The sequence below is a fragment of the Xanthomonas prunicola genome (assembly GCF_025266575.1).
In the GTDB taxonomy this organism is placed as follows: domain Bacteria; phylum Pseudomonadota; class Gammaproteobacteria; order Xanthomonadales; family Xanthomonadaceae; genus Xanthomonas; species Xanthomonas prunicola.
Genome location: NZ_CP096142.1, coordinates 3,086,376 through 3,108,780 on the forward strand (window position 1 = coordinate 3,086,376; position 22,405 = coordinate 3,108,780).

The following is a 22,405-nucleotide window of genomic DNA, read 5'->3' on the forward strand; positions in this document are numbered from 1 at the left end:
GCAGATGACCACTCGTGTCCTTACCGGCATCACCACTTCCGGCACCCCGCATCTGGGCAATTACGTCGGTGCGATCCGCCCCGCCATCCAGGCCAGCGCGGGCGCCGATACCGAGAGCTTCTATTTCCTGGCTGACTTGCACAGTCTGATCAAAGCGCAGGATCCGGCGCGCACGCAGCGTTCGACGCTGGAAATCGCCGCCACCTGGCTGGCCTGCGGTCTGGATCCGGAGAAGGTGTGGTTCTATCGGCAGTCCGACGTGCCCGAGACCACCGAGCTGATGTGGCTGCTGACCTGCGTGGCCGGCAAGGGCATCCTTAATCGCGCGCATGCCTACAAGGCCGCGGTGGACAAGAACCGCGCCGACGGTGAGGACGAAGATGCCGGCGTCACCGCAGGCTTGTTCATGTACCCTGTACTGATGGCCGCCGACATCTTGATCTTCAACGCGCACCAGGTGCCGGTGGGGCGTGATCAGATTCAGCACATCGAAATGGCGCGCGATTTTGCGCAGCGCTTCAATCATGTGTATGGGCGCGAGTTTTTTACCCTGCCCGACGTCGTCATCGATGAGCAGGTCTCTACCTTGCCGGGCCTGGACGGCCGCAAGATGAGCAAGAGCTACAGCAATACGATTCCGCTGTTTGCACCACGCGAGGAGTTGCGCAAGCTGGTGTTTTCCATTCTTACCGATTCGCGTGCGCCGGGCGAGGCGAAGGACACGCAGGGATCGGCGTTGTTTCAGCTGTATCAGGCATTCGCCACGCCGCAGGAGTCTGTGGCATTTGCGCAGGCATTTGCCGACGGCATTAGCTGGGGTGATGCCAAGCAGCAGTTGTTCGAACGGATCGATCAGGACATTGCGCCGCTGCGCACGCGCTACGAAGCGCTGATGGCAGAGCCGGCCAAGATCGAAGCGATTCTGCGCGCCGGCGGCGCACGTTTGCGCGCGCGCTATGCCACCCCGCTGCTGGCCGAGCTGCGCCATGCAGTCGGCCTGCGCGATCTGTCCAGTCAGGCCGGCGCAGCGGTAAGCGAGGTTGGCGAAAAGATCGCGCTGCCGGTGTTCAAGCAATATCGTGAAAGCGATGGCCAGTTCTATTTCAAGTTGAATGACGGTGCGGGGACGTTGTTGTTGCAAAGCGATGGCTTCGCCTCGCCACGCGATGCCGGGCAATTGATCGCACGGTTGAAGCAGGCTGCGCAGGCGAGTGATTTACAACTGCCGGGCGTGCATGCGCAAGTGGATGCGGACGTGATTCTTGCCGCGATGCACGCGTTGCGCGACGCATGATCGACACGACGCTGCGGGCGTAGCTGTTCGCCATGGATCGCTGCGTTGTGGCGTGCCTGTGGCGACATGCATGACAGCGAGGCAAGGCTTGGGCCTACACTGCAGTCTCTAGAGCCGCCGCGGGGGTGCGAATGACAGCGACAGCCGAGTGCAACATCCACACCATCGATACCGGCTTTGGTGGCGTGCAATTCGATGCAGCGTATTTGATCGTCGAAGCGCAACGCGGTGCCTTGATCGATTGCGGCACCTCGCTGTCGGTGCCGCAGATGCTGGCCGCAGTGCAGGCGGCCGGTTTGGCGCCTGCACAGATAGATTGGTTGATCCTGACCCATGTGCATCTGGACCATGCCGGCGGTGCCGGGGCCTTGTTGCAACACCTGCCCAATGCGCAGGTGCTGGTGCATCCGCGCGGTGCGCCGCATCTGATCGACCCTACGCGGCTGATTGCCGGTGCCACCGCGGTGTATGGCGAGGCGGAAATGGCGCACAGTTACGGCGTCATCGAGCCGGTGCCGGCCGAACGTGTGGTTGAGGCGGCCGATGGTCACACGGTGATGCTGGGCGAGCGCGCGCTGCGCACGATCGATACGCCCGGGCATGCACGCCATCATCTGTGCGTATGGGATACGCTTAGCCGCAGCTGGTTCACCGGCGACACCTTCGGCCTGTCGTATCGCCAGTTGGACAGTGCGCGGGGTGCCTTCATCCTGCCGACGTCCTCGCCGGTGCAATTCGAGCCCGAGGCGATGCTGCAGTCGATCGCGCGTCTGATGGACACCGCGCCGGAGGCGATGTATCTCACCCATTACGGCCGTGTCACATCGCCGGCACCGTTGGCACAGGCGCTGGGCGAGCAGATTCAGGCGATGATCGAGATTGCACTGGGCTGCGCACAACGTCGGGACCGGCATCGCTGCATGGTGACGGCATTGACCGCATTGTATCTGGAACGCGCACGCCAACATGGATGCCGGTTGGACGATGCGGCGGTGGAGCAACTGCTGGCAACGGACATCGAGCTCAACGCGCAAGGGCTGGGCTGTTGGTTGGATCGTGCAGCGCGCACGCATTAGCCCGATTGGAGCGGCGAATAATGCCTGTCCAATGGTGTAGCACATGGTCGCGTCGATAAAAGCAGGTCAGTCGAGCGCGCAGTGTCCCCGCCGCTCGCGGGACACGCTGTGACCCCATCCTTGGGGCTTGATGGCAGCATCCATGCCGCCATCGGTCCCGCAAGCAGCGAGGACGCCGCACCAGACGGTGACCTTCTTCAAAGCTCTACGGTTGCTGGGCTTCCATTCGACCGCGCATAGCTCACGCAGAGACAACAACAATGGCGGCGATGACCCGATCGCAACCATGCACACCGGGCACCTCGACGGTCCGGCGATGCCGGGCAAAGGCCTTGCAGCCAAACCGGAGGTCATTCGCTCTTGGAGTTGGCTAACAAAAAGTGGCGAGCAGTCGTCAGGCGGGTGTGGACGGCGCGCTGAGAGCCGCAGCGTACGCGTGGTACATGCCGATTCCGGGTACCGTCCGCGTCCGTCTGGCAGCTGCGCCGTCGTGTTGTCAGCCCCTCTTGGCCATGCACGCAGTTCCTGCGATCGACTGCATTTCGCGTCATGGCGCTCCTGCGTTGGCTGCGCGCTTGTAAACTATGTGTCATCTACCTGTTGCAAGGCCTCACCTTGAATCCGATGCGCATCCTGCTGTTGTCCGCCTGCCTGTTTGTAGGAGGTGTGGCGCAGGCCGCCAACGATCTGCCGGGCGGTGGCATCGATGCCGAGGCGTTGTCGCGGCATGTGCGCCTGTTGGCGTCGGATGAATTCGAAGGACGCGCGCCGGCCAGTGCCGGTGAGCAGCGCACGGTTGATTACCTGGTGGAGCAGTTCAAGGCCGCCGGCCTGGAGCCAGGCGGCGAGCAAGGCGGTTGGACGCAGGCGGTGCCGCTGGTGCGCGCGCAGGTGGATGGCCCGGTGCGCGCGAGCCTGCGCGTCGGCGGCAAGACCCAGGCGCTGGTCAATGGCAGCGATGTGACCTTGCAGAGCCTGCGCCCGCAGGAGGCGATCGCGCTGAAGAATGCGCCGCTGGTGTTCGTCGGTTACGGCATCAGCGCGCCCGAGCGGCAATGGGACGATTACAAAGGCGTGGACCTGCGCGGCAAGATTGCCGTGGTGCTGATCAACGACGCCGATTTCGAGTCGCCGCAGCCGGGCGCATTCGATGGCAAGGCCGTGACGTATTACGGGCGTTGGACCTACAAATACGAGGAGGCCGCGCGGCGCGGCGCGGCCGGTGTGTTGATCGTGCACGAGACTGCGCCGGCGGCGTATGGCTGGGCCACGGTGCAGAGCTCGGGCATGTCGCCGTTGTTCGATATCGAACGCAGCGATACCGATGCCAAGGCGCAGCATGTTCCGGTGCGTGGCTGGATGCAGCGTGCGCTGGCGGTGTCGTTGTTCAAGCAGGTGGGCCTGGATTTCGAACAAGCGAAGGCACGTGCGCAGCAGCGCGATTTCGCGCCGGTGGCATTGGGCGATGCGAGGTTGTCGGTGGATTTCAAGCTCAAGCGCGAGCGTGTGGTCACGCACAACGTCGTGGCCAAACTCACCGGCAGCCAGCATCCGGATGAGACGGTGATCTTCTCCGCGCACTGGGATGCGTTCGGTATCGGCAAGGCCGATGCCAGTGGCGACACGATCCGGCGGGGTGCGGTGGACAACGCCACCGGGGTGGCCAGCGTGCTGGAGCTCGCGCGCGTGTTTGCGGCCGGTCCCAAGCCGCAGCGCACGCTGTATTTCATCGCGTTGACCGCAGAAGAAAAGGGGCTGCTTGGCGCCAATTACTACGCGGCGCATCCACTGGCGCCGTTGGACAAGACCGTGGCCGTGCTCAACATGGAAATGTTCAGCCCCGATGGTCCGACCCGCGACATTGCTTCATGGGGACGTGGTCGAGTGTCGCTGGAAGGCGATCTGGAAACCGCTGCCAAGGCGCGTGGACGCAGCTATTTGCCGGACCCGAATCTGGAAGCTGGCTTCTTCTACCGCGCCGACCATTTCGCCTTTGCGCGCATGGGCGTGCCGGCGATTACCGCCGGCCCTGGCTTAGACATGCTCAACGGCGGCGTCAGCGCAGGCAAGGCACTGCGCGACAAATATTTCGCCGACTGCTACCACCAGCCCTGCGACCGCTGGACCCCGCAATGGGATGCTAGCGGCCATGCCGCCGACACCACGCTGGTCTACGATGTGGGCGTGGCGCTGGCTAATGGCCGGCAGTGGCCGAGCTGGCAGGACGGCTCGGAGTTCAAGGCGATCCGTGCCAAGAGCGATGCGGCGCGCAAGTAAGGGCGCAGTGGTGGAGGGCAGCGCGCCCTCCACCAAGGGGACCAAGAGCGACTGACAAAGGACTGCGTTCACCGTCAGGCGGGCGCGGGCGGTGCTGGGTGTGGCATGGACCACGCGTATGCTGCGGTTCCTGTGCCGTCCATGCACATCGACGACTGCTCGCCATCTTTGGGTAGCTGATCTAACGCGTGTGCCTGGCCTGATGTTCAATGCCGCGCATTGAATGGCTTTGCATCCATGCGCTCTACGGCTTGCCGGCGTTGGCCTGCTTGTCGCCAGTGGCACGCTTGCTTCCAGCGCGCCCGCCGCTGCCGCACGGATAGCGCTTTGCCAGCGCTTGGACGATCAAGCCAGGTGCGGCTTCGTCCTGGCGCGCGTCGGGCAGCGCACCGATATCGGCAATGATCGCCTGCAGATCCGGTATGCCTGTTTTACCTGCCGGCATGCACCACTGGGTGCGATAGCTAGTGCTGGCGACGCCGAGCAGATAAGCGCCGGCGCGGTTGGCCGACAGCATGACCTTGAGTTCGGCCTGCTCCGGCGCCGTGATTTCTGGCGCGAGTGATCCGTCCAGTCCGGCTTCGATCAGCTTGCGTCCGCTGAGTTCCCACGGCTCGGGTGCGCGTGCCATGGCCGTGGCGGAAACTGCGTTCAATGTGGCCACGGCCAGCCAGAGAAGATGGCGCTGCATATGTACGCTCGGATGCGATGTGAATTGCACGATACCGCGACCTGCGTGCGGCGTGGGCTTTCGCATGTGCTCTAGAATTGAAGTTTCCGCTGCACTGCCTGGCACTGTTCCGATGTCTTTCTCTCACGATGCTGCCGCGCCTGCGCGCAGCGGGTTAGTCGTTTTCGCCTTGTTGCTGGTCTACGTGGTGTGGGGCTCGACCTATCTGGCGATCCGCTTTGCGCTGGAAGGTGGCGCGCAGCCGCTGACGATGGTGTCCGGCGCACGTTTCATCGTCGCCGGTAGCGTGCTCTACAGTGTGCTGCGCTGGCGCTGTGTGGCTGCGCCGACGCGCGCGCAGTGGAAGAACGTGGCGCTGATGGGCGCGGCGTTGCTGCTGCTGGGCAACGGCATGGTGGTGTTGGCTGAGCGGAGTGTGTCGTCCGGGCTGGCCGCTACTGCAGTGGCTTCGGTGCCGCTGTGGATGGCCTTGTTCGGCGCCCTGCGCGGGCAGCATGCAAGCGGCGGCGAATGGCTGGGCATCGTGATCGGCTTTCTGGGCGTGATATGGCTCAACGCTGGCAGCAGCCTGACCGCAACGCCGGGTGGGTTGGTGTTGCTGCTGATCGCACCGATTGGCTGGGCGTTCGGCTCGGTGTGGTCGCGCGGCCGCGATCTGCCTTCGCCCTTCATGACCGCCGCCGGACAGATGCTGTGCGGTGGCGTGCTGCTGGTCAGTACCGGCTTGCTGATCGGCGAGCGCCCGCAGGCATGGCCGAGCTCGCAAGGATTGTTGGCAGTGGCGTACCTATGCGTGTTCGGCTCGATCGTGGCGTTCACCGCCTACGTGTGGTTGCTGCATCACGTGCGCCCGGCCCTGGCCGGCAGCTACGCCTACGTCAATCCGGTGATTGCGGTGAGCCTGGGCGCCTGGCTGGGCCACGAGCGCTTCAGCGCGCAGGACATCGGTGCGATGGCGGTGATCCTGGCGGGTGTGTTGGTAGTGACCTTCGCCAAGGCGCGGCGATGAGTACGATCTCGCCGCAGGAGGCGCGGCGCGGGCTGTTGATCACCGCGTCCACCTTCGTACTGTGGGGGCTGGTGCCGGTGTATTGGCATCTGCTCAAGGCGGTGCCGTCGCTGCAGATCATTGCCCACCGCATCGTGTGGAGCACGGTGCTGGTGGTGGCGTGGCTGCTGGCCACCTCGGGCCTGCGCTGGTGGCGCAGCATTGCCGCGCAGCCGCGCGCATTGCGGATGCTGGCCGGCAGCAGCGTGGCGATCGCGTTCAACTGGGGCCTGTACATCTGGTCGATCAACGCCGGGCATGTGATCGAGGCCAGCCTGGGTTACTTCATCAATCCATTGCTGAGCGTCTTGCTGGGCGTGCTGGTGTTAAAAGAGCGCCTGCGTCGTATCCAGTGGGTGGCGGTGACGTGCGCGGCAGCAGGTGTGCTATGGCTGACCATCGATGCCGGTGCGCCGCCGTGGATTGCGTTGGGGTTGGCGGTGTCGTTCGGTATTTACGGGCTGCTACGCAAATTGGTGGCTGTGGATCCGGTGGCCGGGCTGGGCGTTGAAAGCGTGTATCTGTTCGTGCCGGCGTTGCTGCTGGCGGCCTGGGGCGAGCAGGGTCATGGCGGCGCATTCCTGAGCGGCTGGAGCCTGCGCACCGATGCGATGCTGATCTTCGGTGGTGTGGTGACGGCGCTGCCGTTGATCGGTTTCGCTTACGGCGTGCGGCGCATTCCGCTGTCGTTGGTGGGCATCTTGCAATACATCGCGCCGAGCCTGCAGTTGCTGCTGGGCGTGTGGTTCTTCCACGAGCCGTTCGACCAGGGGCGCGCGATTGGCTTTGCCGCGATCTGGGTCGGCTTGCTGCTGTTCGTCGGCGACAGCGTGACGCGTTCGCGTCAGCCGGTCGTGACGCGCTGAGTCGGCGCAGCGCTGCACGCAGTGCCTGTGGTCTTCATCAGCGCGTGTGTTGCGCGTCGGCATGCTGCGACTGCCGCGCTCAACTCTGCGGCATCGCCAAGGGGCTGGCCACGGCCAGCGTGGAAGCAGGCAGCGTCTGCGGCGCTGGGCAATGGCTGGGGTCTTGTTGCACCTGTGCCAGCCATTGATCGATCGGCCCGCCGAGCAGATCCAGCCGTAGCGGCAGGCTCAGATGGTTTTCGCCAGCTAGTTCGACGTAATGCGAACGCGCGCTGGCCAGGGCGAGTGCGCGGCCATGGGCGACTGGAATATGCTGATCGGCATCGCCATGCAGCAGTAGCACGCAGCTGCGCGTGTCGGCCAGGGCGTGTGCGACATCGACACGGTCCAGGTCCAGCTTGAGCTGGCTATCGGCCGCTGCAATCACCGCGTCGATATTCTGGTCGGCGTAGCGCCAGCGTGCATACGCCGCCACCGCCCGCCCGCGCCACCCGTGCGGCTGGCTGGAGAGCAGATGCGGCACCATGTCGCGAATACCGCGCCCGGCATTGGCGAAGGATTCCATCGCCACTACGCCGGTCACGCGCGGGCCGAGTTTGTCGGCGGTAAACAGCGCGGTGGCCGCGCCGTAGGAAATCCCGAATAGATACAGCGGCCCGCGGATTTCGCCGCGCGGTTGCAGCGCATCGAGCACGTCGATGACGTCGTCGGATTCGCGTGTGCCGTAGCCGGACGGCCCGCCGCCGGAATGACCGTGGTTGCGCAGGTCGATAGTGACCACGCGGTAGCCGGCCTGGGCGAGCTGCAGCGACCAGGGCAGCAGCGAATCGCCATCCATCATCCAGCCGTGCAGCAGCACCACTGTGCCGCGCGGCATCGGCGGCGCGGTGGCAGGGATCTTGAAGCTGAAATCCACATCCAGCGCATGCGCCGGGTCGTTGCGCTGACCCATGTAGCGGTAATGCATGGCGTACTGGCCGGGATCGATCGCACGCCAGAAGATCGGCACGCCATCGCGCGTCACCACATGCCCGCTGCGGTTGGGCACCGTGGCGATGGTGGCGGCGATGCGTTCTTCGTCCAGCAGCGGCGAGGTGCCACCGGGCGCAACCAGGCGCTCGCTGAGCGAGGTCGAAGAAGAGGAACAGCCGGCCAGCCACAGGCAGGCGCAGGCCAGCAGAATCAGGCGCGTCATGGCGAAGATCGATGGATGCAACGGCCGAGCAGGCTACGGCCTGCCGGGCCGGCGCATCTACCGCACCGCAGTGACAAAACGATGACAGCCTGCACTGCGTTCAGCCGCAGTGCCTGGACGCGCTGCTTTGGCTATCACCACTCCCACCGCCCGAATCCAAAACCCGGGCGGGCGAACGTCCGCCTACACCTCGCGCAAGGCCGTGGTGATCGGCACACGCGCTGCACGCAGCGCCGGAAACAGCCCGCCCACCAGGCCAATGCCCAGCGCCCATTTCAGCCCGCTCCACAACAGCTCCGGTGACACCTTGAACTGGAAGACCACCTGGCTGAAGTTGTTGCCCAGTGTAGAGACGGTGTAGCCGTTGAACACCGCCCAGGCGATGGCCCCGCCCAGCAGCCCGCCCAGCAGTGCCAGCAGCATGGTTTCCAGCATCAGCGCCATGATCACCGGCGTGCCGCGAAAGCCGATCGCACGCATGGTCGCGATCTCGCGCGCACGCGTGGCGACCGCCGCATACATGGTGTTGAGTGCGCCGAACACTGCGCCCACCGCCATGATCGCGCCGATCACCGTGCCCAGGATGCTGATCAACTTGTTCAAGCCGCCGCCTTGCTTGCCGTAGTAGGCGCGGGTGGTTTCCACATCCAGTTTGAGTCGCGGGTCGGCGGCCATGGCGGTCTTGAACGCGCTGAAGCCTGCCTTGCCGGTGGTACGCACGCTGATCGACTGATAGGCACTGCGGTTGTACGTCGTGGCCAGTGTCTGCGCGTCGGTCCACATCTCCGAATCGTGCGCATCGCCGGAGGCGAACACGCCCACCACGGTCCACTGCTGGCTGCCGAGCGTGAGTGTCTTGCCCAACTCCAATCCGCGGAACTGGTTCAACGCGCCCTTGCCCACCACCATTTCGCGCAGGCCGGTGCTGAAGCGGCGGCCCTGCACGATCTTGACCTTGTCATGCACGGCCCAGGCCTGTTCGCCCACGCCACGCAGTTGCGCGTTGACGTCGGTGCCATCGGAGCGCGAGGCGATATTGACCACCTGCGACAATTCCGGCGACAGCATCGGGCGGCCATTGGCATCGGCGGCGATGCCGGGCAGGCTGCTGATCAGCGGCACCAGATCGCGGGTGATCACCGAGTTGGTCTCTGCCTGCGAACCGCCGCGCAGGACAATCGCGGTGGTGTCGTCGCCGGTGCTGTTGAGCGTGGCCTGAAAGCCCTGGCCCATCGCCAGCATCGCCACCAGCACGCCGACCACGCCGGCAATGCCGACCACGATCACCGAGCTGGACCCCCAGCGTTGCGGCAGCGTGGCGATGCCGATGCGCGCGGCAGCCAGCGAGAGCCGCCCGCTGCGCGTGACCAGCAGCCACACCGCCAGCAATCCGCCAATCGGCAGCAACACCATCCACGGCAGTGCGATCCAGGCAGTCAATCCGAGCGCGAGCAGCACGGTCGACAACAGGTTGACCCCACGATCTTTCCATTTGCGTTGCATGTGCATGCTCCTGTCAGCGGCCGGCGAGGGCATCGACGATCTTCAAGCGCTGCGCGCGTAACGCCGGCAGCACACCCACCACGATGCCGATGCCGGCCATCAACCCGAAGGCGACCAGCCAGGTCTGCAGCGGCACGGTCTGGGTTGGCATCAGGCCACCGCTGCGCGCTGCGACCGCCGGGATCACCAGCGCTGCCAGCCCCATGCCGATCAGACCACCCAGGCCGATCAGCAGCATCGATTCCACCATCACCAGACTCAGCACGGTACGGTCCTGAAAGCCCAGCGTCTTCAGCGTGGCCAGCTCCGGGATGCGCTCGCGCACGGCCTGCGCCATGGTGTTGCCGGTCAGCAGCAACAAGGTGAAAAACACCGCGGCCATGATCGAGGTGACGATCAAACCGATATCGGCGAACTGTTTGACGAAGGCCTGCTGAAACGCCGACTCGGTCTGCGACTTGGTTTCATGGTCGGAGTTGGCCGACAATGCGTCGATCGCCTGCGCCACGCGCGATGCCTGGTCGGCATTGCGCAGCGTCACCGTGTACCAGCTGACCCGGCTCTTGATGTAGTCGTTGGACTCGTCGAAGTATTTCCAGTTCATCATCAACTGGCGTTCCTGATTCGCGGCCACCGTGCGGTCTTTCATGCGGAAAATGCCGACCAGTTTCAGCGGCCAGTCGTTGCTGCCACCGCGGGGAAAGATGGTGGCCTGCAGCGGGATGGTGTCGCCGATCTTCCAGCCATTTTGTTTGGCCAGGCTTTCGCCGACCACTGCGCCGGTGCGCGTGGTCTGGAAGGCCTTGAGTTGATCCTTGGGTAACTGATACTCGCTGTAGACGTCGAAGAAATTCGGCGCCACCGAAAAATTCGGGAAGAAATTCTTCGGGTCGCGATAGATGCCGCCGAACCACATTGCCGAGGTCACATCACGCACGCCTGGCACGCTGCGGATCTGGTTTTCCAGATTGATCGGCAACGATTGGGTGATCGACAAACGCGATGCCACCACCAGCCGGTCCACGCCGCTGACGCTGCCGCCGGAGGTAAAAGCCACACGCACCGAATCGAGCATGCCGAACAATAAGAACGCCGCCACCACCGAGAGCAAGGTCAGCAAGGTGCGGGTCTTGCTGCGGAACAACTGGGCCCACACCAACGACAGATACTTCATGGCAACGCTCCCTTACAGTGCAAGCGGCGCATCGGCCAGCTCCCCCTTGTCCAGATGGATGGTGTGGGTGGCGTATTCGGCGGCCTTGGGGTCATGGGTGACCATCACGATGGTCTTGCCATGTTCGCGATTGAGCTCCTGCAGCAGGCGCAGGATTTCTTCGGCGTTGTGGCGGTCCAGATCGCCGGTGGGCTCGTCGCAGATCAGGAAGGTCGGGTCGGAGACAATGGCGCGCGCAATCGCCACGCGTTGCTGCTGGCCGCCGGACAACTCGCTGGGTTTGTGGTTGCGGCGTTCCTGCAGGCCGACCAGGGTGAGCGCGATCTCCGCGTTGCGCTTGCGCTGCGCGGCATTGAGCGAGGTGAGCAGCAACGGCAGCTCCACGTTCTTCTGCGCGGTGAGCATCGGCATCAGGTTGTAGAACTGGAACACGAAGCCGACGTTGTGGCTGCGCCAGGTCGCCAGCTGGCCGCCGCTCATGCGATCGATGCGCTCGCCTTCGATCTCGATCTCGCCATCGCTGGGGCTGTCCAGCCCGCCGATCAGGTTGAGTAAGGTGGTCTTGCCCGACCCGGAGGGACCCATCAACGCCACGAAATCGCCGCTGGCGATTTCCAGATCGATGCCGTGCAGCACCTGCACCTGCTCGGGGCCGCGTTGGTAGGTCTTGGTGATGTTGCGCAAACTGACGAGAGCGGACATGGCGACTCCTGGCAATGCATTGGGAAGAGGTGACTGCGACTGTCTGATGCGGCGCTGCGGTGACATGACGAGCTGGTGTGCGCAGACGCCTGCGTGTGCCGACACGTCATCGACTATTGCAGCGGCAACGCGCGCCACTGCATACGCTGCCGCTGTCTGAAATGCGTGCACTGCGACAACGGCGGAGCATGTTGAAGAGCATCGCGACTGCGCATGGGTTGACACAGTCGATACCGCGTTACGGAATTTCAAAGCGCCTGCCGCATGCGGCACCGGCGCCGGCACATCTGTCTTTTCCCATCGACGTGTCTGCCGTGCTCCCCGAGTAGCAGGGCTACCCGGTCCGTCTTTGGTTCTTCGTTATTCGGCAGCGTCCGGCGCGGCTTCGGCGACCTTGTCACCTGCTTTCAATTCTTGCGGCGGATTCAGCACCACGGTGTCGCCTGCGGTCAAGCCCGACAGCACCTGCTTGTCCTCGCCCATCACCATACCGGTGGTGACGGCATGCGCGCTGACGGTGTTGTGCTCGCCGACCACGAACGCGACCGTGCGCGTGTCGCGTTCCACCAGTGCGGCGGTCGGTACGCGGACGCCTTGCGGCCTGGTCGTTTCCTGCGGTTTGGCCTGCTCCAGAAAGCTCACCCGCACGCCCATTTCCGGCACGATGCGCGCGTCCTTGACCTTGAGCGCTACGCGTACTTTCACCGTGGCCTTGCCGCGGTCGGCAGTGGGGATGATCGCGATGACCTCGCCGGGAATCTTCCATTCCGGGTATGCATTGAGCACTGCTTCCACCGGCATCTTGGGTTGCACGCGACCGATATAGGACTCACCCACTTCCACTTCGATTTCCAGCGATTCCATGTCCACAATGGTACCGATACCGGTGCGGGTGAAGCCGCCGCCGGCCGACAATGGCGAGACGATTTCGCCTGGCTGCGCCGCCTTGGCCGTCACCACGCCGGCAAACGGTGCGCGCACCACATTGAAGTCCGAGCGGATGCCGGCAATAGCCAATTGATCCGACGCGACCTGCACGTTGCGCTGCGCATTCTGCAGCTGCGCGCGCAAGGCATCGCGCTGCGCAATGGCTTGTTCGTATTGCGAGCGCGAGACCAACTGCGCGCCGACCAACGATTGCAGGCGCGTGGCATCGGCATTGGCCACGGCCAGTTGCGCCTGCATGTTGTCGACCTGGCTACGTGCGGCCGACAACTGCGAGGCTGATAGCGTGCGCTGTGCGTCGGCATCCAGCGGGTCGAGTGTGGCCATCACCTGGCCTTGTTCGACGCGCATGCCTTCTTCGATCATCACCTCACGCACCTTGCCGGTGACCTGTGCCGACACTGTGGCCATGCGTCGCGCCACCACGTACCCGGATGCATCCAGCACCGAGGCGCTGCTACTCCCGGCGCTGATCGCCAGCACCGGCGCGGTCTGCACCTTGACCACCGGGCGACGCGTCAACCACCAAGCGGCGGCAGCCAGCACGATGACGATAACGACCGCGGCAGCAATCCAGGCGCCAGGGCGTGCGGGTGGTGGCGCGGCAGGGCGCTGCCGGTCGATACGGAGTTGCTTGAGCAGATCGGCAGAAGTGTTCATCGATGACCGGGACGGAAGGCTGTGCGGAATGTGACGGTCTGCGGGCGGCGCGGCAAGCTGCCGGAAGTCACCAACGGTGGTGCGGCGACGAACGGTCAATGCGCTGAGGCCATGGCCAGATGCTGCGCAGCATGCGGCGACCGACCCATGCGCACCAGTGACAGCTGTCACCTGCAGACCATGACAATGGCGACTGTGCCCCATCGGTGCGGGCGGCAATGCTGGCGGCTCCTCGGCAAGGCGATATCGGCATGCGTTCTTCGCACCTGCATCTGTATTGCTTGCGCCTGCGCGGACGAGTAGCTGCGTCGGCATGCAATCGCAGCCCTGCAATCACCGGCGGCACGCGTGCATGAGGCCGCTCGCCCGCACCGTCTTGCAGGGGCCTGCGCGCAGGCGGGCCCGGCAGTGGCAGAATCCGCTCACCCACACGGACCTTCGCTGATGCGCCTTCGGTTTCCCGCATGGCTTCGCCCCGCCGCCAGTTCGCAGGTTGCCGCACGAATGGCGCAGGGCCAATCGCCGTGGATGGATAGCGTGCACCTGTTTTGGTCGGCCTGGGTGTTCGTGGTGCCGGCGTTCACCACGCGTGGCTACGATAAGACCTGGCTGTTGTGCACGCTGGCGTCTTATCCGCTGTTTCTGCTGCTGTACGCACGCATGTTGCTGGCGCCGCGCGGCACCTTGTATCGCTACGCCTGGGCGATGGGCGTGCTGAGTGCTGCCCTGTTGCCGGTGTATTCGGCGGGGCTCAGCTATTTCGTATTCGCTTGCCTGACCTTGCGTCCCTCCACGCGACATGCGTTGTGGCGGCACTTTGCGATGTTGCTGCTGATGAACGCGTTGTACCTGAGTTGGGCGCGCTGGCTTGGGTTGAGCTTGCAGGCGCTGGTGTGGATGCCGGTGACGGTGCTGGGCATGGCAGCCGTGGGCGCGGTGTACAGCATCAACGAACGCAAGGACACCTTGCTGCGCCTGTCGCAGGACGAGGTCCGTCGGCTGGCCGCCACCGCCGAACGCGAGCGCATCGGCCGCGACCTGCATGACCTGCTCGGCCATACCTTGTCGCTGGTGGCGCTTAAATCCGATCTTGCCGCACGCCTGATCGAGCGCGACCCGCAGGCGGCACGCAACGAGATCGACGCGGTGGCACAGATTTCGCGCGATGCATTGGCGCAAGTGCGACGCGCAGTGACCGGTATTCGCGCGGCCGGCTTGGTCGCCGAATTGGCATCGGCACGTGTGCTGCTGGACCTGGACGGTATTGTGCTGGAGCAACACCTGGAGACGCTGGCCTTGCCGCCCGAGCACGAAACCGCGCTGGCGCTGGTGGTACGCGAGGCAGCCACGAATGTGCAGCGCCACGCCCAGGCGAGACGGGTGCGTGTGCAGTTACGCGCGCACGGCGAGCAGGCGGTGCTGGAGATCACCGACGACGGACGCGGCGGCGTGATCGTGCCGGGTAACGGCCTGGATGGCATGCGCTCACGCTTGCATAGCCTGGGTGGCGCGCTGGATGTGCAGGCCTTGCCGCGTGGCATGCGGCTACGCGCCAGCTTGCCGTTGCCGCGTCCGGCCGCTGTTTCGGCGCCACCGCCGTCGCCAGCGATGCCGCAGTCGCAGTAAAACGCGTCGCTGCTTGTGCACGAGGTGCACCAGCGCTGTTATGGTGCGCAACCGTTGCATGCAGACGAGCGCGACCGATGATCCGGGTGTTGTTGGCGGAAGACCAAGCCTTGCTGCGCGGCGCGCTGGTCGCCTTGCTCGGGCTGGAGGACGACATCGCCGTGGTTGGCAGCGCCGGCGATGGCGAAAGCGCATGGCGTGAATTGCAGCGCCTGCAGCCGGACGTATTGGTCACCGATATCGAAATGCCTGGCCTGACCGGGCTGGAATTGGCGCAGCGGATTCAGCGTCAGGCGCTACCGGTGCGCGTCATGATCGTCACCACGTTCGCGCGCCCGGGATTTTTGCGTCGTGCACTGGATGCCGGTGTGGCCGGATATCTGCTCAAGGACGCGCCGGCCGAGCAATTGGTCGAGGCGTTGCGCCAGGTGCACCGCGGCGGGCGGGTGATCGACCCGCAGCTGGCCATCGATGCCTGGGTGGAAGCGGACCCTTTGAGCGAACGCGAACGGACCGTGCTGCGGCTGGCCGGCGAAGGTCGCTCTGCCAGCGAGATTGCCCAGCAGTTGCAGCTGTCGCACGGCACGGTGCGCAATTACTTGTCCGAATGCATCGGCAAACTCGGTGTGGGCAATCGCATCGAAGCATATCGACTGGCGCGCCAGAAGGGCTGGTTGTAGCGCGGCCAGTCGATGCGTTGCGTGCGCGTGTAGCTGGAGTCTGCCGTGTGTGAGACGGCATGCGCTTGAGCGGCGCTCGATCGAAGGAATCACACCGCCTAAACGTCATCAAAGAGGTGGCGTCAGCCACTCGCCCACCGATCCGCAGCTATTCCAAACGCGTGCGAAGGCATGCGATTTGCACGCAGTTACACTGCGCAGCATTGGAAAACACGGCGAGTGATGCATGAAGTCTCTGTGGCTGTCGGGCCTGCTGTGGGTATGCGCCTTCAACGCATCTGCCGAGCAATTCAAGATCTTGGTGGCGGCCATTCCCAATCAGTATCACCACGACTATATCCCCGTCGCCAAGCCGCAATTCGAAGCGATGGCACGCAAGCATGATGTCGAGATGGTGTGGGCCTGGAATGCCAAGGCGTTCGATGGCGATCTGTCGCAATACGCGGCCATCGTGCTGCTCAATACCCCGGCCACCGATCTGGATCCGGCCCAGCGGGCAAACTTCCAGCAATACGTGCGCAATGGGGGCGGCGTGGTCGCGGTGCACAAGGCGTTTGCGATCAAGCGCGGCGAGTGGGAATGGTACGACCATCTGATCGGCCGCTCGTTCCGCACGCATCCCTACATGCAAACCGCGATGGTGGATGTGGTGGACGCCAATTTCCCCGCCACCGCAGGCCTGCCCAAACGCTGGGTGTGGAGCGACGAGTGGTACGAATACGACCGGCCCTACAGCGACGATCTGGTCACGCTACTGACCGTGGATGAAACCAGCTACGACCCCACGCTGATCTGGCCGGGCCAGGTTGCCAAGGGCATGGGCAAACACCACCCGGTGGCGTGGTATCACCACTTCGAAGGCGGCCGCATCTTTGCCACTGCCCTCGGCCATCTGGCCGAGGCCTACAACGATCCGCGCTATCTGGACCATCTGTACGGCGGCATTTACTGGGCAGCCACCGGCAAGGGCATCGACGCATCTGCGCCAACGGACAGAACAAAACGCCAACGTTAAGCGCTATCCCCTCTCCCGTCGGGAGAGGGGCCGGGGGGAGGTACGTCCACGCAGTCAAATCACTCCGCGCAAGGCGTCTGCCAACACCCATCCAAACCATCAACGTGCAGACCGCTCCCCACGCGCCATGCTGGAAAACACGCCGTCGCGGCGCACCCAGGCATGGAACAGCGCCGCGCTCAGATGCCCCAGCACGGTGGCGAACAACAGATACGCCAGCCAGCCATGCGCCGTGCGAAGCCACGCGTACAGCGCCGGGTCGTGCGGAGCGATCGCCGGCAGGTTCGCGCCCGGCCACAACACGATCGGGTAGCCGCCGGCCGACAACATCGCCCAGCCGATCAACGGCATGCCCAGCATCAACGCATACAGCAGCCAGTGCGAGGCGATCGCGGCGGCCTTCTGCCAGGCAGGCAAATCCGCAGGCAATGCCGGCGGCCGATTGCGCAGGCGGTTGATCAGGCGCAGCACTGCCAGGATCAGAATCGCGATGCCCAACGGGCGATGCAGGTCGATCAACCACGGCCGTTGCGTCACCGAGGCCACCATGCCCACGCCGACGAACAGCATGGTCAGGATCATCGCGGCCATCAGCCAATGCAGCATGCGCGCAGGCAGGTTGAAGTGGGTACGGCTGCTCATTGGCGTGCTCCCTGGCCGGTGGCGGCGCTGCCCTGACCGTTGGCGATCTCGCGCTCGCGGCGATTGAACGACTGCGAATACACCGACGAGCGTGCCGCCAGAATCGGGTCATTCGATGCGGCAAGACCCTTGGGCAAAATCAATGGGTCGTAATTGAGATCGCGGCACGGGCCGGTGGCTTGTGGCTGCGCATGCTCGATCGAGAGCGTACCTGCCACGATCTGCTTGCGGCTTTCTGGCCATGGCTGCGATGGGTCGTCCACCGCATCGCCGGGCTCGGCGACGGTCAGCACCATGTCCCAACGCAACGGCCCCTGTGCGAGCCGCGCATCCAGATCGGTGGCGAGAAAATCGCCATCGGCCTGCTTGCGCTGCTCGGCACTCAATTCCTTGAATGGCGTATGCGGGCGCATCGACCAGCGGATGTCGCGTTCGCGCCCATCGGCGGCAATGGCGCGAAACGCGTTGACGCCGTTGTACTGCGTATTGGCCCAGCTGTCCGACCACGGCGCAGTCTTGGCCCACTGCTGGAACTTGGCTGCCTCCGGATACTGCTTGCCGAACGCCGCCAGTTTTTCCGGGTCCGGTTTACCCGTGGCCGGGTCCGGCTTGGAGGCCACGTTCAGGGCCTGAAAGCCGGCCGGCGTGGCGACCACGAAGAACGGAAAACTGTTCATTGCCGTACGCCATTCCTGCCCATCGTCGCTGCGCAACAGCAGCGCCATGCTGCGCACGCGCGCCTGCCCATCGGCTCCGTGCGGGTCGCCGCCGCCGATCGACATGCGCCCCAGCACCGGCGTGCTGGGCTGGCTGAAGATACGCGCCGACGACAGCCAGGTGGCCTTGCCGCTGGACTGGAATTGCCCACTCACGCACACCCCCTTGGTATGCGCGCGGCGGAAGCCCGGATGCGGCGGCCCGCTGGATTCGATGGTGTCGGTCATGCGCGCGGCAGTGAGCCGGTCGCCGCCGATCCAGCCGGCGGTCCAGGCAAACGCGATGGCGATGCCACCGGCAATCGCGGCGATACCCAGCAACGGCAGCACAGGGCTAGGCGCGCGCTTGGGCGAGGGAGGTGGCAACGTCATGGCTGGCTCCGGTGTAATGCGATGGACGGCGTGTCGACTGTCGCACGGCCAGATTTCATCGCCGCGGCCCAGCACGCCTTTGGAGCATCATCTGCAAAGCGCTGCCACCGGCGCGTGATGCCGCTGCCGCGCCGCGCGAGGGGGGACATCCGCTCGGCCCGCCGCGCAGGAGCCATGTCGGCGGTGCGTGGCGGCGTCGCTGCCGGGCCGACTGATCCGTGCCGGGCACAGCGAATCCGTTCCGCGCCGGCACGCCGACGGACCACCAGGGCATTGGCGATCAGGCGCATCTTCCCGGCAAGGCCGCCTGCGATGGGACGGACCATGCGCGTAACTGCGCGCCTGGGTCTGGAGTGGGTCAAGCTGGGTGCTGTGCAATCGGGCATGCAGAAACTGCGGCCAGCGCGTGGTATATCGCTTCCGGCTTCCGACTTGCCCGCCTGCCGAGCAGGCACGCGGCCTGGTCGATGATTCCTAGCCTGCGTAGCGCTGCTGCAGCATCGCAAAGGCCGAGCGCAGCGCCAGCGCCTCGCCGCCAGCCGGGCGGCCGGGGCGGTCGCTGTCGTTCCAGGCGTAGACGTCCAGATGCGCCCAGGGCTGGCCCGGGGCCACGAAGCGCTCCAGATACAGCGCAGCGGTGACCGCACCGGCCATGCGCGAGCCGGCGTTGGCCATGTCGGCGACATGGCTGTTGAGATAGCGCAGGTACGGGCGCCACAGCGGCATGCGCCAGACCGGGTCGCGGGTCTGCTCGCCGGCGCTGATCCAGGCCTGCGCCAGCGCATCGTCGTTGGCGAACAGGGCTGGCAGATCCGGGCCCAGCGCGATGCGTGCGGCACCGGTGAGCGTGGCGAAATCCAGGATCAGGTCCGGGCGCTGTTCGGTGGCGTAGCTCAGCGCATCGCACAGCACCAAGCGGCCTTCGGCATCGGTGTTGTCCACTTCCACCGTCACGCCGGCGCGGGTGGTGATCACTTCGCCGGGGCGGAAGGCATCCGGGCCCACCGCATTTTCCACCGCAGCAATCAGTAGCGTCAGCCGCACCGGCAACTGCTGCGCCATCACCAGCCCGGCCAGCGCCAAGGCATGCGCCGCACCGCCCATGTCCTTTTTCATGTTGCGCATGCCGTCGGCCGGCTTCAGATCCAGCCCGCCGGTGTCGAAGCACACGCCCTTGCCGACCAGCACCAGATGCGGATGCGCGGCGTCGCCCCAGTGCAGTTGAATCAAGCGCGGGGCGCGATGCGAAGCACGCCCCACGGCATGAATGGTGGGGAAGTTCTGCGCCAGCAATGCCTCGCCGACGATCGCATCGACCTGCGCGCCATGCGCCTGCCCCAGCGTGCGCGCGGCGTCTTCCAGGTGCTGCGGACCCATGTCTTCGGTCGGCGTATTGACCCAGTCGCGCACCAGCAGGCAGGCCTCGATCAAGGCGCGCGTCTGTGTCGATGGCGTGGCCGCCAGTTCGGCCGGCGCACGCGGCACCTTGCGATACCGCGCGAAACGATACGCGCCCAATCCCCAGCCCAGATGCAGCAACGCCTGCTCGGCATCGCTCAACGGGTTGGCCAGCGTCCAGCGGCTGGCCGGCGGCAACGCCATTGGCGCATGCGCGTAAGCGTAGGCATCGGCACGGTCGCCGATGCCGAGGATCGCCCCGGCCAGCCCGTTGTCACCCGGCAACAGCAGCACGCTGCCCGGCGCGGCGTCGAAGCGCTGCGCCTGCGCCCACGACAGCACACGGGTGGGCTGCTCCGCGCACCAGCGCGTAAAGCTTTCGCGGTCGAGCACATACAGCGGCAAGGCCGCCGCGTTGGAATCGATGAAACCGGTGAGGTGCGACATGGAAATCCTCGAATGCGGCGCCGTGCGCCGAGCAGTTGGGCTCAGGCGGGAAGGGTGATGCCGGCGTGCGCGGGGCCGGGATGCGGCTGCTGCGCGTCCAGCCAGTCGGCCAGCCCGGTCATGCTGTCGAATTCCAGATCCGGTTGCTGGGTGGGGTGTGACCACACCGCGCCTTCGCGGTTGATCCAGCAAGCGCGTAGGCCCGCATCCAGTGCGCCCAGCACGTCCATGCGCACGTGGTCGCCCACATGCAGCACTTGCGCGGGAGGTACCTCAAGCCGGGCGCAGGCGGCCAGGAAGATACTCGGGTCGGGTTTTGCGCTGCCGTGTTCGCGCGAGCCCAGCTGAAACGCAAAGTGGTGCATCAACCCGATGCGCTGCAGATCGGCATTGCCGTTACTGAGCGCAGCCACCGGTACGTGCGCGGCGATACGTGCCAGCGCGTCGAGCGCATCCGGATAGCATTCCACCTGATTGCGTGCGGCATAGAACACCTCGTAGGCCGCCTCCAGCAACGCCAGATCGCCGCCGCTCTCGCGCAATGCCATTTCCAGCGTCAACCGACGCAGTGCGCTGAGGTCGTGATGCAGGTGCGGGTTGTCGGCAAAGCTGCGCTCACGCAGCTCGCGCATCGCCTCCACCGGAAAGCGCTCGGCAGTGACTGGACTGTGCTCGCGCATCCAGTCGTACAGCACCTGATCGATCCGCGCCCCGATTGGCGCAAAGGGCCACAACGTATCGTCGAGGTCGAGAGTGATGGCGCGGATGTGGAAGCTCATCGCGCGATTGTAATGCCGGGAATGGGGCGTCGGGAATGGAGAATGGGCAACGCAGCGCCTTTGCAAGCCGCTTTTGCGCATCCCCAATCCGGACTCCCGAATCCCGGCTACTCAAGCAACCGCGCCCAGCGCTGCATGCCTTCCACCCGGCTCAGCACCATCTTGATGCAGACCAGCAGCGGCACCGCCAGCAGCAGGCCCACCATGCCCCACAACCAGCCGAACAGCATGAGCGCCAGGATCAGCATCAGCGGCGAGATCGCCATGCGGCGGCCCAGCACGATGGGTGTGACCACCTGGCCTTCGATGCTGTGCAGCGCGAGGTACAGGATGGCCGGCAGCAGCGAAGACAAGGTGGTGCGGAATTCCACAAAGCCCATCAGCAGCATCAGCAGCACGCCGATCAACGGACCCACATACGGCGCGAAATTCAGCAGGGCTACCACCGTGCCCCACAAGATCGCTTCGGGCAGCGGAATCTTCAGCGCATACAAAATGCCGGCAAATACCAACCCGACCAGCGTATTGATCACGCTGATCGTGAGCACGTAGCGCGAAACCTCGCGTTCGATGTCCAGCATGATTTCGGTGGTGAACCGTTGCTGCTGGCGGTTCGGTAGCAAGGCGATCGCATGCCGCTGCAGGCTTTCGCCATACACCATGAAGAAGAAGGTCAGCAGCACCACCGCCAGCACCGATGCGGCGAGCTTGGGCGTGCGGACCAAGGCCTTGTAGGGGTCGTCCATCTGCGTGCGTACGATCTGCACGCCGCGCTGGCCTTCGCCACCGGCCGCGCGTGCAAAATTTTCCGCCGCCTGGTTGGCCTGCATCATCGGCTTGGTGAGATCGCGCACATCGCGGGCGATCTGGCGCATCTGCTGCGGCGCCTGCTGCACCCACTCGGTGGCAGGGCCTGCCAACTGCGCGGCCAGGGTCACGGTACCGGCCAGTCCGAGGCACAGGATGAGCAAGGCACCGAGAAACCGCGGGATATACAGCTTGCGCATACCGCGCAGGATGGGGTTGCCGATCAAGGCGAAGAACGCGGCCAGCATGATCGGCAGAATGATCGTCTGCGCCGCCCACAGCGTGTAGCCAACGGCAAGTGTGGCCAGCACCACCATCGAAGCAGGCGCGCGCGGGCGAGGCGCCGGTGCAGGCGGAAGCGAATCTGCCGCTACGGCGGCATCCGATGAGTCGACGGAAAGAGACATGCGCGCCCTGGCAGCAGACTGGCGTGCTGCCAGCGGTGCGCCATTATCGGCCCAATGCGTCAACAGCGCGCACAGAATCTGTGCG

19 protein-coding genes and 1 other RNA gene are annotated in these 22,405 nt (G+C 65.0%); 8 read left to right on the plus strand and 12 right to left on the minus strand.

The genetic code is table 11. From position 1 onward, the window contains the following. Positions 1-4: 4 nt before the first annotated feature. Together M0D43_RS13105 and M0D43_RS13110 are read left to right on the plus strand one after the other, a co-directional pair. Positions 5-1,294, plus strand: coding sequence for a tryptophan--tRNA ligase (locus M0D43_RS13105; RefSeq protein ID WP_252161746.1), 1,290 nt, complete (start codon positions 5-7; stop codon positions 1,292-1,294). Positions 1,295-1,425: 131 nt separating this feature from the next. Further along, positions 1,426-2,370 (plus strand): MBL fold metallo-hydrolase, encoded by a 945-nt coding sequence (locus M0D43_RS13110; protein ID WP_260815390.1) that lies wholly within the window; start codon positions 1,426-1,428, stop codon positions 2,368-2,370. 368 nt (positions 2,371-2,738) lie between these two features. Here M0D43_RS13110 and M0D43_RS13115 read toward each other — a convergent pair. Next, a non-coding RNA gene (locus tag M0D43_RS13115) (sX9 sRNA) lies at positions 2,739-2,815 on the minus strand. A 179-nt stretch (positions 2,816-2,994) separates the two neighbouring features. Here M0D43_RS13115 and M0D43_RS13120 point away from each other — a divergent pair. Further along, positions 2,995-4,647 (plus strand): M28 family metallopeptidase, encoded by a 1,653-nt coding sequence (locus tag M0D43_RS13120; protein ID WP_252165060.1) that lies wholly within the window; start codon positions 2,995-2,997, stop codon positions 4,645-4,647. Between the two features lie 244 nt (positions 4,648-4,891). Here the strand turns inward: M0D43_RS13120 and M0D43_RS13125 are convergent, their stop codons facing one another. Next, entirely contained in the window at positions 4,892-5,371 is a 480-nt protein-coding gene (locus tag M0D43_RS13125; RefSeq protein WP_252165061.1) for a Rap1a/Tai family immunity protein, read from the minus strand. Positions 5,372-5,402: 31 nt separating this feature from the next. On the opposite strand from M0D43_RS13125, the gene yedA reads away from it, so the two are divergent. Continuing rightward, positions 5,403-6,347: a drug/metabolite exporter YedA gene (yedA, locus tag M0D43_RS13130; RefSeq protein WP_252161747.1), complete on the plus strand. Its 945-nt coding sequence runs from the start codon at positions 5,403-5,405 to the stop codon at positions 6,345-6,347. Beyond that, positions 6,344-7,252, plus strand: coding sequence for an EamA family transporter RarD (gene rarD / locus M0D43_RS13135; RefSeq protein ID WP_252161748.1), 909 nt, complete (start codon positions 6,344-6,346; stop codon positions 7,250-7,252). Before yedA ends, rarD begins: the two co-directional genes overlap by 4 nt. Before the next feature lie 79 nt (positions 7,253-7,331). Here the strand turns inward: rarD and M0D43_RS13140 are convergent, their stop codons facing one another. The 5 genes from M0D43_RS13140 to M0D43_RS13160 form a co-directional block, all read right to left on the minus strand. Continuing rightward, positions 7,332-8,447, minus strand: coding sequence for an alpha/beta hydrolase family protein (locus tag M0D43_RS13140; protein WP_252161749.1), 1,116 nt, complete (start codon positions 8,445-8,447; stop codon positions 7,332-7,334). A 183-nt stretch (positions 8,448-8,630) separates the two neighbouring features. Further along, the gene (locus M0D43_RS13145; RefSeq protein WP_252161750.1) at positions 8,631-9,950 is read right to left on the minus strand and encodes an ABC transporter permease; all 1,320 of its coding nucleotides are present in this window, start codon (positions 9,948-9,950) and stop codon (positions 8,631-8,633) included. Positions 9,951-9,963: 13 nt separating this feature from the next. Beyond that, entirely contained in the window at positions 9,964-11,124 is a 1,161-nt protein-coding gene (locus M0D43_RS13150) for an ABC transporter permease (protein WP_252161751.1), read from the minus strand. Positions 11,125-11,136: 12 nt separating this feature from the next. Continuing rightward, complete coding sequence (locus tag M0D43_RS13155) at positions 11,137-11,826, minus strand: ABC transporter ATP-binding protein (RefSeq protein ID WP_252161752.1); 690 nt, start codon at positions 11,824-11,826, stop codon at positions 11,137-11,139. 360 nt (positions 11,827-12,186) lie between these two features. Then, positions 12,187-13,431 (minus strand): efflux RND transporter periplasmic adaptor subunit, encoded by a 1,245-nt coding sequence (locus M0D43_RS13160; RefSeq protein ID WP_252161753.1) that lies wholly within the window; start codon positions 13,429-13,431, stop codon positions 12,187-12,189. Positions 13,432-13,875: 444 nt separating this feature from the next. On the opposite strand from M0D43_RS13160, the gene M0D43_RS13165 reads away from it, so the two are divergent. The 3 genes from M0D43_RS13165 (at position 13,876) to M0D43_RS13175 (ending at position 16,752) form a co-directional block, all read left to right on the plus strand. Next, entirely contained in the window at positions 13,876-15,057 is a 1,182-nt protein-coding gene (locus M0D43_RS13165; RefSeq protein WP_252161754.1) for a sensor histidine kinase, read from the plus strand. Between the two features lie 77 nt (positions 15,058-15,134). Next, positions 15,135-15,737, plus strand: coding sequence for a response regulator transcription factor (locus M0D43_RS13170; protein WP_101364427.1), 603 nt, complete (start codon positions 15,135-15,137; stop codon positions 15,735-15,737). Between the two features lie 226 nt (positions 15,738-15,963). Then, a complete protein-coding gene (locus M0D43_RS13175) occupies positions 15,964-16,752 on the plus strand; it encodes a ThuA domain-containing protein (RefSeq protein ID WP_252161755.1) in 789 nt (262 codons plus the stop codon). A 99-nt stretch (positions 16,753-16,851) separates the two neighbouring features. Here M0D43_RS13175 and M0D43_RS13180 read toward each other — a convergent pair whose 3' ends face one another. The 5 genes from M0D43_RS13180 to M0D43_RS13200 all read right to left on the minus strand — a co-directional run bounded on the left by M0D43_RS13180 (position 16,852) and on the right by M0D43_RS13200 (position 22,320). Next, positions 16,852-17,394, minus strand: coding sequence for a cytochrome b (locus M0D43_RS13180; RefSeq protein WP_252161756.1), 543 nt, complete (start codon positions 17,392-17,394; stop codon positions 16,852-16,854). Then, positions 17,391-18,482, minus strand: a complete 1,092-nt coding sequence (locus M0D43_RS13185; RefSeq protein ID WP_252161757.1) for a catalase family peroxidase — start codon at positions 18,480-18,482, stop codon at positions 17,391-17,393. The genes M0D43_RS13180 and M0D43_RS13185 overlap by 4 nt, the downstream gene beginning before the upstream one ends. A gap of 474 nt (positions 18,483-18,956) precedes the next feature. Then, a complete protein-coding gene (locus M0D43_RS13190; protein ID WP_252161758.1) occupies positions 18,957-20,327 on the minus strand; it encodes a leucyl aminopeptidase family protein in 1,371 nt (456 codons plus the stop codon). A 41-nt stretch (positions 20,328-20,368) separates the two neighbouring features. Then, positions 20,369-21,106, minus strand: a complete 738-nt coding sequence (locus tag M0D43_RS13195; RefSeq protein WP_252161759.1) for an HAD family hydrolase — start codon at positions 21,104-21,106, stop codon at positions 20,369-20,371. A 107-nt stretch (positions 21,107-21,213) separates the two neighbouring features. Further along, positions 21,214-22,320, minus strand: a complete 1,107-nt coding sequence (locus tag M0D43_RS13200; RefSeq protein WP_252161760.1) for an AI-2E family transporter — start codon at positions 22,318-22,320, stop codon at positions 21,214-21,216. Between the last annotated feature and the right edge of the window lie 85 nt (positions 22,321-22,405).

Excerpts from the sequence above, each read along its gene's own strand:
- M0D43_RS13105 (WP_252161746.1), top strand. The coding sequence starts at position 5 with ATGACCACTCGTGTCCTTACCGGCATCACCACTTCCGGCACCCCGCAT.
- M0D43_RS13110 (WP_260815390.1), top strand. The coding sequence starts at position 1,426 with ATGACAGCGACAGCCGAGTGCAACATCCACACCATCGATACCGGCTTT.
- M0D43_RS13120 (WP_252165060.1), top strand. The coding sequence starts at position 2,995 with ATGCGCATCCTGCTGTTGTCCGCCTGCCTGTTTGTAGGAGGTGTGGCG.
- yedA (WP_252161747.1), top strand. The coding sequence starts at position 5,403 with ATGTGCTCTAGAATTGAAGTTTCCGCTGCACTGCCTGGCACTGTTCCG.
- rarD (WP_252161748.1), top strand. The coding sequence starts at position 6,344 with ATGAGTACGATCTCGCCGCAGGAGGCGCGGCGCGGGCTGTTGATCACC.
- M0D43_RS13140 (WP_252161749.1), bottom strand. The coding sequence starts at position 8,447 with ATGACGCGCCTGATTCTGCTGGCCTGCGCCTGCCTGTGGCTGGCCGGC.
- M0D43_RS13145 (WP_252161750.1), bottom strand. The coding sequence starts at position 9,950 with ATGCAACGCAAATGGAAAGATCGTGGGGTCAACCTGTTGTCGACCGTG.
- M0D43_RS13150 (WP_252161751.1), bottom strand. The coding sequence starts at position 11,124 with ATGAAGTATCTGTCGTTGGTGTGGGCCCAGTTGTTCCGCAGCAAGACC.
- M0D43_RS13155 (WP_252161752.1), bottom strand. The coding sequence starts at position 11,826 with ATGTCCGCTCTCGTCAGTTTGCGCAACATCACCAAGACCTACCAACGC.
- M0D43_RS13160 (WP_252161753.1), bottom strand. The coding sequence starts at position 13,431 with ATGAACACTTCTGCCGATCTGCTCAAGCAACTCCGTATCGACCGGCAG.
- M0D43_RS13165 (WP_252161754.1), top strand. The coding sequence starts at position 13,876 with ATGCGCCTTCGGTTTCCCGCATGGCTTCGCCCCGCCGCCAGTTCGCAG.
- M0D43_RS13170 (WP_101364427.1), top strand. The coding sequence starts at position 15,135 with ATGATCCGGGTGTTGTTGGCGGAAGACCAAGCCTTGCTGCGCGGCGCG.
- M0D43_RS13175 (WP_252161755.1), top strand. The coding sequence starts at position 15,964 with ATGAAGTCTCTGTGGCTGTCGGGCCTGCTGTGGGTATGCGCCTTCAAC.
- M0D43_RS13180 (WP_252161756.1), bottom strand. The coding sequence starts at position 17,394 with ATGAGCAGCCGTACCCACTTCAACCTGCCTGCGCGCATGCTGCATTGG.
- M0D43_RS13185 (WP_252161757.1), bottom strand. The coding sequence starts at position 18,482 with ATGACGTTGCCACCTCCCTCGCCCAAGCGCGCGCCTAGCCCTGTGCTG.
- M0D43_RS13190 (WP_252161758.1), bottom strand. The coding sequence starts at position 20,327 with ATGTCGCACCTCACCGGTTTCATCGATTCCAACGCGGCGGCCTTGCCG.
- M0D43_RS13195 (WP_252161759.1), bottom strand. The coding sequence starts at position 21,106 with ATGAGCTTCCACATCCGCGCCATCACTCTCGACCTCGACGATACGTTG.
- M0D43_RS13200 (WP_252161760.1), bottom strand. The coding sequence starts at position 22,320 with ATGTCTCTTTCCGTCGACTCATCGGATGCCGCCGTAGCGGCAGATTCG.